General features: G+C 68.4%; 11 protein-coding genes and 1 riboswitch. Of the genes, 6 read left to right on the plus strand and 5 right to left on the minus strand.

The annotated features are described in order from the left end of the window. Positions 1-185: 185 nt before the first annotated feature. Positions 186-2,582: a bifunctional diguanylate cyclase/phosphodiesterase gene (locus tag GOY17_RS14865; protein ID WP_157030982.1), complete on the plus strand. Its 2,397-nt coding sequence runs from the start codon at positions 186-188 to the stop codon at positions 2,580-2,582. A gap of 440 nt (positions 2,583-3,022) precedes the next feature. Next, on the plus strand, positions 3,023-5,119 hold the full coding sequence (locus tag GOY17_RS19095) for a glycosyl hydrolase family 18 protein (RefSeq protein WP_332310583.1): 2,097 nt from the start codon (positions 3,023-3,025) through the stop codon (positions 5,117-5,119). Between the two features lie 118 nt (positions 5,120-5,237). Here the strand turns inward: GOY17_RS19095 and GOY17_RS14875 are convergent, their stop codons facing one another. Continuing rightward, positions 5,238-5,561, minus strand: a complete 324-nt coding sequence (locus tag GOY17_RS14875; RefSeq protein WP_198173704.1) for a winged helix-turn-helix domain-containing protein — start codon at positions 5,559-5,561, stop codon at positions 5,238-5,240. A gap of 178 nt (positions 5,562-5,739) precedes the next feature. On the opposite strand from GOY17_RS14875, the gene GOY17_RS14880 reads away from it, so the two are divergent. Further along, positions 5,740-6,747 (plus strand): alpha/beta fold hydrolase, encoded by a 1,008-nt coding sequence (locus GOY17_RS14880; RefSeq protein WP_157030984.1) that lies wholly within the window; start codon positions 5,740-5,742, stop codon positions 6,745-6,747. Positions 6,748-7,100: 353 nt separating this feature from the next. Here the strand turns inward: GOY17_RS14880 and GOY17_RS14885 are convergent, their stop codons facing one another. From GOY17_RS14885 to metX, 3 genes are read right to left on the minus strand one after another with little or no spacing between them, the layout of a single operon-like run. Next, positions 7,101-8,189, minus strand: a complete 1,089-nt coding sequence (locus tag GOY17_RS14885; RefSeq protein ID WP_157030985.1) for a homoserine dehydrogenase family protein — start codon at positions 8,187-8,189, stop codon at positions 7,101-7,103. Next, positions 8,186-9,379 carry an O-succinylhomoserine (thiol)-lyase gene (locus GOY17_RS14890; protein WP_157030986.1) on the minus strand — a complete coding sequence of 398 codons (1,194 nt, stop codon included), beginning with the start codon at positions 9,377-9,379 and terminating at the stop codon, positions 8,186-8,188. The genes GOY17_RS14885 and GOY17_RS14890 overlap by 4 nt, the downstream gene beginning before the upstream one ends. Then, entirely contained in the window at positions 9,376-10,437 is a 1,062-nt protein-coding gene (metX, locus tag GOY17_RS14895) for a homoserine O-succinyltransferase MetX (RefSeq protein WP_157030987.1), read from the minus strand. Before metX ends, GOY17_RS14890 begins: the two co-directional genes overlap by 4 nt. A gap of 73 nt (positions 10,438-10,510) precedes the next feature. Further along, positions 10,511-10,636, minus strand: a riboswitch (SAM riboswitch). A gap of 119 nt (positions 10,637-10,755) precedes the next feature. Between metX and GOY17_RS14900 the strand changes: the two genes are divergently transcribed. The 3 genes from GOY17_RS14900 to GOY17_RS14910 all read left to right on the plus strand — a co-directional run bounded on the left by GOY17_RS14900 (position 10,756) and on the right by GOY17_RS14910 (position 13,647). Further along, entirely contained in the window at positions 10,756-11,868 is a 1,113-nt protein-coding gene (locus GOY17_RS14900; RefSeq protein WP_115842591.1) for an NHL repeat-containing protein, read from the plus strand. A 4-nt stretch (positions 11,869-11,872) separates the two neighbouring features. Then, positions 11,873-12,802, plus strand: a complete 930-nt coding sequence (locus GOY17_RS14905; protein WP_157030988.1) for a peptidoglycan DD-metalloendopeptidase family protein — start codon at positions 11,873-11,875, stop codon at positions 12,800-12,802. 389 nt (positions 12,803-13,191) lie between these two features. Then, the gene (locus GOY17_RS14910; protein WP_157030989.1) at positions 13,192-13,647 is read left to right on the plus strand and encodes a hypothetical protein; all 456 of its coding nucleotides are present in this window, start codon (positions 13,192-13,194) and stop codon (positions 13,645-13,647) included. 173 nt (positions 13,648-13,820) lie between these two features. Here GOY17_RS14910 and GOY17_RS14915 read toward each other — a convergent pair whose 3' ends face one another. Next, a complete protein-coding gene (locus GOY17_RS14915; protein WP_232338444.1) occupies positions 13,821-14,903 on the minus strand; it encodes an HDOD domain-containing protein in 1,083 nt (360 codons plus the stop codon). Positions 14,904-15,087: the final 184 nt, after the last annotated feature.

A 15,087-nucleotide genomic window follows, 5' to 3' on the forward strand; every position in this document is an offset into this window, starting at 1 on the left:
GGGTGCAAAGCTGCCCTCACCCCAACCCCTCTCCCGCACGCGGGAGAGGGGCTACGGACGCGCCGCTCTTGCCACCAACCACCCCACCCCGCCCAACAAACCGCCAACTTCCGCCCTAAAGTTCCCTCGAACCCGGCCGATAGGCATTGAGACCATCGGTCTGCTTCTCTGGGGAGGGGAGCGGCATGCAGGGCAGTTACGACTTCAGGACCCTCGTCCTGTCGTTCCTCATCGCGTGGTTCGCGGCGTTCGTCGCGATCCAGCTCGCCGGGCGCGTTCGCAGCGCGACGTCGCGCCGTACGCCGCTGTGGGCGTGGGCGGGCGGCATCGCGTTCGGGCTGGGCATCTGGTCGATGCATTTCACCGGGATGATGGCCTTCCGCCTGCCCCTGCCGATGATGTTCGACATCCGCCTCACCGCACTGTCGGTGGTGCCGGCGGTGCTCGCGTCGGTCCTCGCGCTGTACGTGGCCGGCACGCGCCGGCGCAACTTCGGGCAGGTGCTGCTCGCCGCGGCGTTCATGGCCATGGGCATCTGCAGCATGCATTACATCGGCATGGCGGCGATTCCCTTCTCGCCCGCAGCGACGTATTCGACGTTCTGGGTCGTGGCGTCGGTCGTCGTCGCCTTCGCCGTGTCGCTGGTCGCGCTGCACCTGCTCACGCGGTTCTCGTGGATCGGCAACGAACCGCGTTTCGGCGTGCAGCTCGGCGCGGCCGCGCTGATGGCGCTGGGCGTATGTGGCACGCATTACACCGGCATGGCGGCGCTGCAGATAGCGCCCGACGCGATGTGCCTGCTCGCGCCCGGCGCGATACCGGGCGAACGCCTGAACCTGGTGATCGTCGGCATCGCGCTGCTGTACCTGGCGGCGATTACCATCGGCTCGCAGCGCGATCTGCACGCCAGCGAGCAGCGCTTCCGTGCGCTCGTCGACGGCGCGCCCGGCGCGATGATCATCGTCGATGCCGACGGCCGCATCTCGCTGGCCAATGTCGAAGCCGAGCGCCTGCTCGGCTATTCGCGCGGCGACCTGGTGGGATGTGCGGTCGAAGTCCTGGTTCCCGACCGCCTGCTCCCGCGCTGCCCCGCCGAACGCGCGCGTTTCCTGCAGGTGCAACGCCGCACGCACCTGGGCGCCGGCGAGCACGAGCTGCACTGCCTGCGCCGCGACGGCGTTGAAGTGCCGGTCGAACTGGGCCTGAGCCCGATCACCGTGCAGGGTCGCAACCTCGTCGTCGCGTCGATCATCGACCTCACCGAGCGCAAGCAGGCGCAGGACCGCATCGCGCACCTGGCGTACTTCGACACGCTCACCGGCCTTCCCAACCGCAGCAAGTTTGAAGTCAGGCTCGAGCAGGCGCTGGCGCAGCGCGATCCCGAAGGCTTCGGCCTGATCTTCGCCGACCTGGACGGATTCAAGGAGATCAACGACTCGCTGGGGCACAGCGCGGGCGATCGCGTGCTGGCACAGATCGCCCATCGCCTGCGCGAAGGCGTCGGCGAGCGTGGCGAGGTGTTCCGCTTCGGTGGCGACGAATTCATCATCCTGCTGCCCAGCGGTTCGCCGTCGCGCGACGCGGGCATCGCGGAGGAACTGATACGCCGCGTCGCGGTGCCGCTGTGGATGGAAGGCGAACAGCTCGGCGTCACGCTGAGCCTGGGCAGCGTGCGCCATCCCGAACACGGCCGCGACCACGACCAGCTGCTCAAGCGCGCCGACATCGCGATGTACCAGGCCAAGGGCGCCGGCAAGAACGTGCACCTGCGTTTCCTGCCGGACATGGAAGCCTCGGTGACGCGCCGCTTCGCGATGCTCAACGAACTGCGCAACGCGCAGGAACTCGGCCAGCTGGTGCTGCTGTACCAGCCGATCATCCAGCTGCGCGACCGGCGCGTCATCGGCGCCGAGGCGCTGGTGTACTGGGATCACCCGCGGCACGGGCGCATCACGCCGTCCACGTTCATCCCGGTGGCCGAGGAACATGGCCTGATCGAACAGCTCGGCGAATGGGTGCTGGAAGAAGCGGTGCGCCAGTCGGCCGCGTGGCGCACGCGCGGGCTGATGCAGATGCGCATGGCCGTGAACGTCTCCAGCGCGCAATTCCGCGATGCGAACCGGCTGCGCAACGCGGTCGATCGCGTGCTGCGCCGGCACGGCTATCCGGCCGACGGACTGGAGCTGGAAATCACCGAGCGCCAGATCATGACCGATCCGGCCTCAAGCATCGCAACGATGGTCGCGCTGTCCGACCTCGGCGTCGCGATGGCGCTGGACGATTTCGGCACGGGCTATTCCAGCCTGAGTCACCTGCGCGAGTTCCCGCTGCGCAAGCTCAAGATCGACCGCGCCTTCACCGACCAGATCGACCGCGATCCAGCCGGGCTGGCGATCGTGCGCGCGGTGGTCGAACTGGGGCGCAACCTCGGCATGCAGGTGGTGGCCGAAGGCGTCGAGCGCGAGGCGCAGGTCGCGCCGCTGCTGGCGTCCGAATGCGCCCAGGTCCAGGGTTTCCTGTTCGGCGCGCCGATGCTGGCCTCCGAATTCGAAAGGCGCCTGCTGCGTCCGATTCCCGCCTGACAACGCCGGTCCCGCGAAGATTCGTGCGGCAGTGCAACATGGCGCGCGCGGGCCGGCGCCGTGTCCTGCAGCGTTTAACGAATGTCTTGCGGACTTTCATTAAACCCGCGTGACGCGGGCACATTTTCGTGCGATCCATCGCTTCGTTCGTCGGCGCCCGACGGCGCTGCCAGCGAAATGTGGACATGATCACGGATCGACCCCAGACCAGCTGACAACGTTGTCAGTCATCGACCGGGCCACTGTCCGCGGCAAGACGCCGCCGGCCTCCGGTTCCGTCCTGCGGAGGTCAGCGTGTCGGATTCGCGCCTGTACGCCTTCAACGCCGACCAGCGCCTCGCGCGCGGCTCCCCGCGCTGGCGGGCATCGTCCGGCGGCATTCCCGAACAGCTAAGGAGCCGGGCCCGGTCGGGTCCGGCATGTGTGGCGGTCAATCTCGTATCGGAGGGAAGCTCGTGAGAGATGCAAACAGGAGTGCCGCAAGACCGGTCGCGTTCGCGCTTTCGTCGCTGCTCGCATTGATGGGGACGATCCCCGCGGTGCAGGCGCAGACGGTGTCGTGCGCCGCGATACCCGCGTGGACCGCGTCCACCATCTACAACCCCGGCGACAAGCTGGTGTATCAGAACCGCCTGTACCAGGCGAACATCCAGATCTGGAACGCGCCACCGACGCACTGTCCGACCTGCGGCTGGTACACGGACCTCGGCGCATGCGGCACGGGCGGGCAGAATCAGGCGCCGACCGTGACGCTCACCTCGCCCGCCAACGGCGCCACCTACAACGCCGGCAGCAGCATCGCCGTCACCGCCAATGCGAGCGACAGCGACGGCACCGTCGCAAGCGTCGAGTTCTTCCGCGGCTCGGTGTCGCTCGGCGTCGATACCAGCGCGCCGTACGCGGTGACCTGGAGCAACGCCACCGCCGGCAGCCACAGCTTCACCGCGAAGGCCACCGACAACCAGGGCGCGACGACCACGTCCAGCGCGGCGAACATCACCGTCAACGGAACGCCGCCGACCGACACCACGCCGCCGAGCGTGCCGACGGGCCTGTCGGCGACGGCGCTGTCGACCAGCAGCATCGCGCTGAGCTGGAACGCCTCCACCGACAACGCCGGCGGCGCGGGTGTCGCGGGCTACGACGTGTATCGCGGCGGCACGCTGATCGCCTCGCCGACGACCACCAGCTACACCAACACCGGGCTCACGGCGAACACCACCTACAGCTACACCGTGCGCGCGCGCGATGCGGCCAGTCCGTCCAACGCGTCCGCGCAGAGCGGCGCGGTGAGCGCGAAGACGCTCGACGGCGGCACCGGCGGCAACAAGCGCGTGATCGGCTACTTCGCGCAGTGGGGCATCTACGCCCGCAACTACCGCGTGAAGAACATCGACACCAGCGGCTCGGCGTCGAAGATCACGCACATCAACTACGCCTTCGGCAACGTGCGCAACAACCGCTGCCAGGTCGGAGTGACGATCCCGACGAACGAAAGCACGGGTGAAGGTGGCGATGCGTTCGCCGACTACACCAAGGCGTTCCAGGCCGGCGAAAGCGTGAGCGGCGCGGCCGACACCTGGGACCAGCCGTTGCGCGGCAACTGGAACCAGCTCAAGCAGCTCAAGGCGAAGTATCCGAACCTGAAGGTGCTGATCTCGCTCGGCGGCTGGACCTGGTCACGCGGCTTCGCGAGCGCGGCACGCCCGGAAAACCGCGTGGCGTTCGTGTCCTCGTGCATCGACGCATACATCCGCGGCAACCTGCCCGTCACCGACGGCGCGGGCGGTGCGGGCGCGGCAGCGGGCGTGTTCGATGGCATCGATTTGGACTGGGAATACCCGTCCGCCTGCGGGCTCACCTGCGGCACGCCGGAGGAAAGCGCCAACTTCACCGCGCTGCTGGCCGAGTTCCGCCGCCAGCTCAACGCGGTGCGTCCGGGCCTGCTGCTGACCATCGCCGCCGGTGCGGGCGTGGACAAGGTGCGCGTCACCGATCCGGCTACGTACCACCAGTACCTGGATTACATCAACGTGATGACGTACGACTTCCACGGCACGTGGGATGCGCGCACGAACCATCACTCCGCGCTGTTCGATTCGCCCAACGATCCGTCCACGGGCGATCAGAAGCTCTACAACAGCAACGATGCAATGGAAGCCTTCCTCACCCGCGGCGTGCCGGCGTCGAAGCTCAACCTCGGCATCGGCTTCTACGGCCGCGGCTGGACGGGCGTGGCGAACGTCAACAACGGCCTGTACCAGAACGGGTCGGCGGCGCCGGGTACGTACGAGGCGGGCAACGAGGACTACAAGGTCCTGAAGGATCGCCCCGGCACGATCTACACCGACGCCAACGCGCGCGCGACGTGGAAGTACGACGGCAACACGTTCTGGAGCTACGACACGCCGGCGATGGTCACCGAGAAGATGAGCTACGTGAAGGCGCAGAACCTGGGTGGCGCGTTCTTCTGGGAGTTCAGCGGCGACGACGCGGCCGGCACGCTGGTCAACACGATCAACAACGGGCTGAAGTGATGCGCTGACATCGCGGGCCACAACCGACTCTCCAGACCCGTCAACGGGTTTTGCCCTCGGCGCCGATCCACTGGTCGGCGCCTTTTTTATGCGGCCTGTCGTACGACAAAGCGCGCGCTTAACGCAGCGTGTCGAGCATGTAGCCCTCGCCGTGGATCGCCTCCAGCGGCAGGCTTTCGCCACAACCGTCCGCCACCTTGCGTCGCAGGCGATACACGAGCGAATCGAGCCGGTGCGAATCGAAGGACGGATCGGCCAGGGCGTCGGCTAGCGCGTCGCGCGTGACCAGCCGCCCCGGCGTGAGCAGCAGGCGTTCGATCACCAGCCGTTCGGCGCGCGTGAGCGGAACCTCGCTGCCATCCGGGCATCGGAGCGACCAGCCGTCGCCGTCGAGTCGCCAGCGCGTCTGCGATTCCGCGTCGTATGAGGTCGATCGATCCATCGGACGGCCCATGGCGTGCAGTGCGTTCGATCCTAGCGAGCGCCGAAATCAGGCCGCATGGGCCAAACGTTGGTGATCCGTGTTCACCCCGCTGGCCGTGTCGAGACGGCAGGCAGCGCCTCATGGTCGTCGCACGCGCTGCGGTATGGTCGGGCATCCCCTCGAATGGAGCCTGTTCATGCGCTCGTCGTTGCTCGCCTGCGCGCTGTCGCTGGTCCTCTCGCCCGGCCTCGCGTTTGCCGCCGAGGTCCCTTCCTATGGCATGGAACTGGAAGGCTTCGACTATCCGTTCCCGGTGAAGCACCACGCGTTCACCTCGCAGGGCGAGGCGCTGCGGATGGCGTATCTGGACGTCGCGCCAGCCGCGCCGAACGGACGCACCGTGGTGCTGCTGCACGGCAAGAACTTCTGCGCGGCGACATGGGAGTCGGCGATCCGCGCGCTCACGGGCGCGGGCTATCGCGTCATCGCGCCAGACCAGATCGGCTTCTGCAAGTCGAGCAAGCCCGAGCACTACCAGTACAGCTTCCAGCAGCTTGCAGCGAACACGAACACGTTGCTGGAATCGCTAGGTATCGAACGCGCCTCCATCGTCGGCCACTCGATGGGCGGCATGCTCGCCACGCGCTACGCGCTGATGTACCCGCAGCGCACCGAGGCGCTGATGCTGGTCAATCCGATCGGCCTGGAAGACTGGAAAGCGGTCGGCGTACCGTGGGCAAGCGTGGACGCGAACCTCGCGGGCGAGCTGAAGACGAACTTCGATTCGATCAAGCGTTACCAGCAGCAGGTGTACTACAGCGGGCAGTGGAAGCCCGAGTACGACCGCTGGGTGTCGATGCTTGCCGGCCTGTATGCGGGCCCGGGCAGGCAACGCGTCGCGTGGAATCAGGCGCTGACGACGGACATGGTCTTCACGCAGCCGGTCGTGCATGAGTTCCCGCAGATCGGCGTGCCGACGACGCTCTTCATCGGCCAGCGCGACCGCACCGCCATCGGCCGCGACCGCGCCTCGCCGGAGCTGCGCGAACGACTGGGCGATTACCCGGCGCTCGGCAAGCGCGCGGCGAAGGCGATCCCGGGTGCGACGCTGGTGGAATTCGACGACCTCGGCCATTCGCCGCAGGTGGAAGCGCCGGCGCGCTTCGAGAAGGCGTTGCTGGAGGCGTTAGCGCGAACGCGCTGATTCGCGAATTGCTGATGGCTTGAGGGCCTGGATCCCGGCGTTCGCCGGGATGACGGCTTTGAGCCCCTCTCCCTCCGGGGGAGGGGTTGGGGTGAGGGTCGGCGCGTGCGGTGCGTCCGCGCTCGCGGCGGGTTGCTGCTCTTCGCATGCAGTGACCGACGAAAAGCAAAAACAAATGGATTCCAGCTTTCGCTGGAATGACGAATGATGTGGTTCACCGGCACGAGAGTGCCCGAGCGTTACAGGCCTGGGTCCCGGCCTTCGCCGGGATGCCGAAATGGCGTGCGGCAAATGACGGGAACTTGGGCACCGTCAGCGTTCAAGCGAGCGACCGCCACGCGACTGCCAACGCCTCAGCGCACGAACCTCAACACATCGTCCAGCAGCCCCGCAGCGGTCACTTCCGCGCCCGCGCCCGGCCCCTGGATCACCAGCGGCTGCGTCGAATACCGATCCGACCAGATCGCCACGCGATTGTCGGTGCCGGCGCCGCCGGCAAGCGGATGGTCGGCCGGCAGCGAATCCAGTCCCACGCTTGCGCGGCCGTCCTGGAGACGCGCGATGAAACGCAGCTTCTCGCCGCGCTTGTAGGCCGACTGGAAACGCTCGCGCAGCGGTGCGTCCAGTGCGGGCAGCGCCGCGTCGAGCGCCTCCTTCGACAGGATGGCCAGCTCCGGCGGCACCAGCGACGCGACCTCGACATCGCCCGCTTCGAGCTCGACGCCCGCGGTGCGCGCGAGGATCAGCAGCTTGCGGCGCACGTCTTCGCCCGACAGATCGTCGCGCGGGTCCGGCTCGGTGTAGCCGGCGTCGCGCGCCTGCCGCACCAGCGCGGAGAACGGACGCATGCCGTCGTACTGGTTGAACAGCCACGCCAGCGAGCCCGAAAGCACGCCGGCGATGGCGTGGATGCGATCGCCGCCGTCCTGCAGTTCGCGCAGCGAGCGCAGCAGCGGCAGACCTGCACCGACCGTCGCACTGTCGCCATAGCGCGCATCGCCCGCGCACGATGCCGCACGGATCGTGCGCCATCGCGACAACGACGTGCCCTGCCCGATCTTGCATGCGGTGGCGACGTGGATGCCCTGCGCGAGCCAGTGCGCGTGGCGCTCGGCGACGATCTCGCTCGCGGTCGCATCGATCACCACGCGCGGGCCATCTCCGCGCAGCGCCGCATCGACGGCGTCGAGCGAACTTCCCTGCGGCGCGAGCGCGAGACGACGCAGCGCATCGCCTGCGACAAGGCCCGCGCGATCGCCCGCGCAGGCCCTCGAATTGGCTACATGTACCAGCGACACGCGTTCGCCCAGCGGCGAACCGCGCCACGTCGCGAGCCGCGCCAGCACCGCGCTGCCCACCGTGCCCGTGCCGAGCAGCGCCACGCGCGCCGGTGCGACCTGCGCGGCCGAAGCGCGCGCGACTTCGACCGCGGCGACGCTCATCCTTTGATGCGCTCGGCGATGGCGACCGCCTGTTCCGCGCGTTCCAGCGCGGCGGCGATGTCGGCCACCAGGTCGTCGACGTGTTCGATGCCCACCGACAGGCGCAGCAACCCGTCGCCGATGCCCGCCGCTTCGCGCGCCTCGGGCGACATCGCCGCGTGCGTCATCGTCGCCGGGTGCGCGACCAGGCTTTCCACGCCGCCGAGCGACTCGGCCAGCGTGAAGCACTGCAGGCCGTCGAGGAACGCGCGGACCGCGTCGACGCCGCCATCGAGTTCGACGCTCAGCATCGCGCCGAAACCTTCCTGCTGGCGCGCGGCGATCGCATGGCCCGGATGCGATTCCAGGCCCGGGTAATGCACCACGCGCACGGCCGGGTGCGCATCGAGCAGCGACACCAGCGCCTGCGTGTTTTCCTGATGCGCGCGCAGTCGCGCGTCCAGCGTGCGCAGGCCGCGCAGCGTGAGGAACGCATCGAACGGCGAGCCGGTCAGGCCCAGCGCGTTCGCCCACCAGACCAGCTGCTGGTGCGCTTCGGCGTCGCGCGCGACCACCGCGCCGCCAACGACGTCGCTGTGCCCGTTGATGTACTTGGTCGTGGAATGGACGACGTAATCGGCGCCGAACGCGATCGGCTGCTGCAGCGCCGGCGACAGGAACGTGTTGTCGACCACGGTCACCGCGCCCTTGGCCTTCGCCGCTTCGATCACGAAACGCAGGTCGGTGATGCGCAGCAACGGGTTCGACGGCGTCTCGATCCACACCACCGTCGGATCGCTCGCCAGCGCGTCGGTCAGCGCGCGCGGATCGGTGAGGTCGGCCGTGATCAGCTCGAACGCGCCCTTTTTCGCCAGCGCGTTGAACAGGCGCCAGCTGCCGCCGTAGCCATCGTGCGGCACGACGAGGCGATCGCCCGGCTTGAGCAGCGCGTGCAGCAGCAGCGTGATCGCGCCCATGCCCGTGGCGGTGACCACGCCGCCGGCGCCGCCTTCGAGCTCGGCCAGCGCCTCGCCCAGCAGGTCGCGGGTCGGGTTTCCGCTGCGCGTGTAGTCGTACTGCCGCTTCTCGTTGAAGCCGGCGAAGCTGAAGTTGGACGAGAGCACCAGCGGCGGCGTGACGGCGCCGAAGGCGGTGTCGCGATCGATGCCGGCGCGGACGGCGGCGGTACAGCGGTTGCGCGTGGTGCTCATGCCGCCACTTCCAGCACGTCGTCGAGGGCTTCGCAGAGCAGCTCCGCGATCGCGCGCTCCTCCTTCAGGAAGGCGTCGTGCCCGTACAGCGAGCGCACCACGCGCAGGCGCGTTTCGCCGCGAAGGCGTTCGACGAGGTCGTAGGCGTCCGACACCGGCACCAGGCGGTCCTCGGCGACGGCGACGACCGTGACCGGCAGGCGGATCGCGGTCGGATCCACGTCCTGCAGGTCGATCGATTCGGACAGCCGCAGGTAGGCCGTCGGCGACGTGCGCTGCACGTAAGCGGCACCGCAATGGTCGAGGTAGTCCTCCGCGCCCACGCGCACGCGGCCTTCGCTCACCTGCGCCGGCTCGAAGCGCGCGGCGAATTCCTCCGGCGTGCGGTAGCTCAGGATCGCCAGCTGGCGCGCCAGCGCGAGGCCGTGCGTTTCATCGCACTGCAATGCGCCCAGCGCGACGGCGCGACGCTGCAGCGCGCGCCACGCGCTGGCATAGGGATGCGCGCGATGCACGCCGCTGATCGCCACGAGCTGCTCCAGGCGCGAACCGTGCCGCGCCGCGAACTGCAGGCCGACCATCGCGCCGTACGAGCAGCCGACGAACGCCTGCAGGCGCGATACGTGCAGCACGTCGAGCAGCGCGGCGATGGCGTCGGCCTGGTCGGCCGGATCCAGCGGCGCATCGAGCGAACCGTCGGCGCCGATCCAGTCGAAGGCGATCAGGCAGCGTTCGCGCGGATCCAGCGCCTTGCCGACGCCGATCTGCTGTTCCCACCAGCCGTTCTCCGGGAACGTCGCGCTGGCGGCGAGATGGCGATGCGCCGAGATGCCGCCCGCGACGAACACCGCCGGCAGCGTGCGGTCGCCGAGGATTTCGTACCGCAGCGCGATGCGGCGCGTACCGGCGTGGCGCAGGTCGAGTTCCACGGTGCATTCGCCGCGCTGCGCGTGGAGCGCATGGGAGAAGACGGCAGCATGCACGACGGGATCGAAGGCGTCCGCGCGTTCGGCGGTCGCGGCATCGGAAGTGGCAGCGGAGACGGGGGCGAAGCTCATGGCGGCATCCTTGAAGACATAAGGGCCACCGAGCCTGCGAGTCGCAGTGCACGCCCACGTGGGGCGCGCATCACAACCATCTTTCGACCGGCGCCTGACGCGCCCCGTCGCAGGAGTTGGCACCTTCGCCCGCGCTTGCGCGCTGGGTTGGGTTGCCCCGGCTTCAAAGGGCCTGTCCCTCAGCCGGTCTCGATGGATGGCCGCAGTCTGCCCCCGCCCCGGAGCGGTGTCAATCGCTTCATCCGCATATAGCGATTTATTATGTCCGTCACGTCCCCGGCTCCCCGCGCAAAGGCGGCCCGAATACACTTCGGCTCCATGACCTTCCGCCTTTCGGCCCCCGCCGCCATCGCGATCGCGCTGGCGGCCCTGGCCCCCGCCTGCACCACCACCCGCCCCGTCGCGCCCGCAAGCACGCCCGTGCCCGCCGCGACGCCCGAAGTCCGCACCGTGCCCGAACGCTTCGTCTCGGCCGAAAGCCCGCAGGACGAGCTGGACTCCCTCGCCACCTGGACGACCGAAGACGGCGCGACGTGGCTCATCGCCACCGCCAAGTCCACGCATCGCCTGGTCGTGTTCGATGCCGACACCGGCCGGCGCCTGCGCGATGTCGGCGGCGAAGGCAGCGAGCCGGGGCAGTTCGACCGTCCCAACGGCATCGCCGTGTACGGCGATTACGTGTTCGTCGTCGAACGCGACAACCATCGCGTGCAGGTGCTGTCGCTGCCGGACTTCGCGCCGGTCGGCACGTTCGGCACGAAGGAACTGCGCAGCCCGTACGGCATCTGGCTCACCGAGACCGAACCGGGCGAGCTGGAGATCTACGTCACCGACAGCTTCATGTACGGCAAGAAGTTCGACGAGGTACCGCCGCTGGCCGAACTCGACCAGCGCGTGCGCCGCTACCGCGTGCAGTTCGACCAGGCCGGCCGCCTGCGTGCGACGTATGCGGGTTCGTTCGGCGACACCTCGCAGGAGGCCGCGCTGCGCATGGTCGAATCCATCGCTGGCGATCCGGGCAACGACCGTTTGCTGATCGCCGACGAGGACCGTCGCCACGAATCCACGCTGCGCGAGTACAGCTTCAGCGGCAAGTACACCGGCCGCAGCCTGCCGGAGAAGAGCTTCGGCGCCGAGGCCGAAGGCGTCGCGTTGTGGAGCTGCGCCGATGGCGGCGGTTACTGGATCGCCGTCGACCAGCTCGCGCCGCTGACGATCTTCCATCTGTTCGATCGCGCCACGCTCGCGCCGCGCGGCAGTTTCGAGGGCGAGACCACCGCGCATACCGACGGCGTCGCGCTGCATGCGGCGTCCACGCTCGCGTTCCCGAACGGCGCGCTGTTCGCGGTGCATGACGACAAGTCGGTGTCGGCCTTCGACCTCGCCGAAGTCGCGCGCGTGCTGCAGCTCTCGCCCGGCTGCGCGCAGTAACGCGATGCCCCGCGCGCGCCGCCCTGCGGTCTGGATCCTCGGCAGCGTCGCGCTGCTGGCGGCGTTCGGCGCGGGCGCGGCGAAGGTGTATCGCTGGACCGACCGCGCCGGCATCACGCATTACGGCGACCATGTGCCGGACGTCGCGCCTTCACAGATGAAGGATGCGCTGAAGGTGATCCCGGTCGAGGGCGAGCCCAGCGCGATCGCGCGGCTGCGCATCGAGAACGACGGCGATCGTTTCCTCGCTTTCGCCGACAACCGCTTGTCCGGCCCGGTGCAGGTGCAGCTGGATTTCAGCCGCAGCGACAACGTGATCGGCAACCCGGTGCTGCCTGCGCGCGCGACCGTGGCGCCGCAGGGCAGCGCGCTGGTCGCGGTGCTCAGCTCGGCCGATCCGGATCGCGGTTTCGATTTCGAATTGCAGATGGACAGCCTCCCGGGCGATCCGTCGGCGCGCCCGCGCGATGTCGAATACCTCTTGCCGTTGCAGCAGGCGCAGTTCCGCATCGACCAGGGCTATGGCGGCCATTTCAGCCATCGCGACGAACAGAACCGTTATGCGGTGGATTTCGCCGCCGACATCGGCACGCCCGTCCTCGCCGCGCGCGATGGCGTCGTGATGCAGGTGGAATCGGATTTCGACAAGGCGGGCCTGAACCTGGAGCGTTTCGGCGGACGCGCCAACTTCGTGCGCATCCTGCACGAGGACGGCACGATGACGCTGTACGCGCACCTCAAGGCCGAAGGCGCGCTGGTGCGCGTCGGACAGCGCGTGCGCGCGGGGCAGCAGATCGGGCTGTCGGGCAATACCGGTTTCACCACCGGCCCGCACCTGCACTTCGCGGTGCAGGTCAATCGCGGGATGAAGCTGGAGTCGATCCCGTTCCGCATGACCGGCCCGCAAGGACCCCTGCGAATTGCTGGGGGGTGAGGCAGGCCGCTTGCGCGGCACTGCCGCGCGGCCTGCCGAACGCCCGACCACGGAGGGTCGGGCCGGGCGTTCCGAAGCCGGGCGCGCGACGCCATGGATGGCAGCCGTGTCCGTTTCGAAGACGGTGCCCGCGGCACTGCCGCGCGGCCCTGCCGAACGCCCGAACACCTTGATACACCGTCATCCCGGCGAAAGCCGGGATCCAGGCCCATAACGTTCGGGCCTAGCGGCCAACCGCATCACCTGCGTTGTGGAGCACCAAGCAACAGCGCAGTGCTGCGCGGCAACGTTCGTTCACCACTACGGCTTCGTTGCCCCTCACCCCAACCCCTCTCCCGATGGGAGAGGGGCTCAAGCGCGCCGTGATTTCAGTGAACACTGGAATCCTGTTGCTGTTGCTGTTGCTGTTGCTGTCGAACAGCTTGTTCGTCACTAGCCCCGAAGGGCGCCGCACAGGATGTGCGGCGGTGAGCGCTGAGCCATGGATGGCGAATCGCGAACGCGCCCTTTCTCTTTCCGGTCGTGGGACTGGGTTGGGCAAATGGAAGGCCCTTTCTTTTGGTTACTTTTCTTTGGGCAAGCAAAGAAAAGTGACCCGAGCGCCGCAGGCGATCGGAAGCTTGGCATGTGATTCTTCTTTGCTTTGCCGGGCTACGGGTAAAGCATGGAAAGTCCATGGATGGTGCCGCCGTTCGGCGGCCCAGAAGCGGCCCGCCTTCGCGGGAATGACGAGCAACGGCAACGGCAACGGCAACGGCAACGGTAACGGCAATGGCAATGGCAATGGCAAGATCAAAGTGGATGCCAGCTTTCGCTGGAATGATGCCGAGGTGGTTTGCCGTTGAGGGAGTGCCCGGTCGGCACGGGCCTGGGTCCCGGCTTTCGCCGGGATGACGGCAGGTTCTTTGCCACGGGCGACATCAGTCCGCGGCCACTCCATGCATTGCGTGCGCAGCAACAAAACAAAAAGGGCGCGTCACCGACGCGCCCCTCCGCAAAACACTTCAATCCGAACCGCTTACGCCGCCTGCGCCGCCGACGGCTCCACCATGTCGCGCCACTGCGGCAGGCGGTCCAGGACATTGACGCCTCGCAGGTAACCCTCGTCCACCGGCGCACCGGCGACCAGCGAGGAGGCCACGTGCACGGCACCGGCCACCCAGAAGCCGCTCGCCTTCAGGCGGCCCGGGCGGTGCTGGAACGCGACGCCTTCGACGATCGGCATCGGCAAGCCCCACAGGCCCAGCAGGTACGCACCGGCTTCGGCGTAATGCGGGCCGGTCGAGCCTTCCGAACCGTCGGACACGCCCGGCAGCAGCTTGCCGACTTCCGCCAGCAGGCCCGCGGTCGCGGCAAGTTCGGCGCTCGGGCCCGCGAGCAGGCGACGCGCCAGGCGCGAGGTGCGCAGCGCGCGATCCTGGATCGCCTCGCGTTCCTTCCCGGCCAGCTGGTTCGGGCCGAAGGCCTCGCTGGCCAGCACCAGACGCAGCAGCTGCTGATGGCCCAGTCGCGTCACTGCAGCGCGGATGTCGGTGATCTCGCGACCACCGGAGAAGTACGCCGAATTGCACAGGCGCAGCACCTTGGCGACGATCGCCGGGTCCTGCGAGAGCATCTGCGCGATGGCCGCGTTGCTCGCATCCGGATCGCGCAGCAGGCGCGAGAGTTCCAGGTACAGGCGCGGCGGCGGCGGCAGCGAGCCGACGCGGCCGACGGCCTGCTTGAGTTCCTCGCTGCCCAGCACGTTGCGCAGTTCGGCCACGCTGTCGATGGCCTCGATCAACTCGCCGGCATCCAGCGGCCGCGACAGCAGCCGGTGCGCGCAATCCAGGCCCTGCATGCTGCCGCTGTCCTCATCCGGATCCAGCAGCAGGATGCGCACCGCTTGCGGGTGCAGCGCCGCCACCTGGCTCAGCAGGACCGGACCCGGCATGACGCCCAGGCGCAGGCCGCAGATGAAGACGTCGACGGGCTCGCCCGACGACAGTGCCGCATCGGGTTCGGCCAGCCACTGCACATTCCAGCCCAGATCGAAATAACTCAGCGACTCCTCGAATTCGCCGGCGCGGCCGGCGTCCTCACCCACGATCACGATGCGCACTGCAACCCCCGGAAATACGGAATGCGAATATCCATGACGGGTAGCGGCACGCATAGGCCGGGCTTTAGGAACTGCTGAACGGGGATGTTCTGAATTGGGAGCGGGCGCACACTTTCGGTTCCGCGCCGTCCATGCGGGCTGGGGCACCGAGTCCGGAGCTCGGACCGCCGAGCCTCAAGCCCCG

Origin of the sequence: Lysobacter soli (assembly GCF_009755585.1) — a bacterium.
In the GTDB taxonomy this organism is placed as follows: domain Bacteria; phylum Pseudomonadota; class Gammaproteobacteria; order Xanthomonadales; family Xanthomonadaceae; genus Lysobacter_J; species Lysobacter_J soli.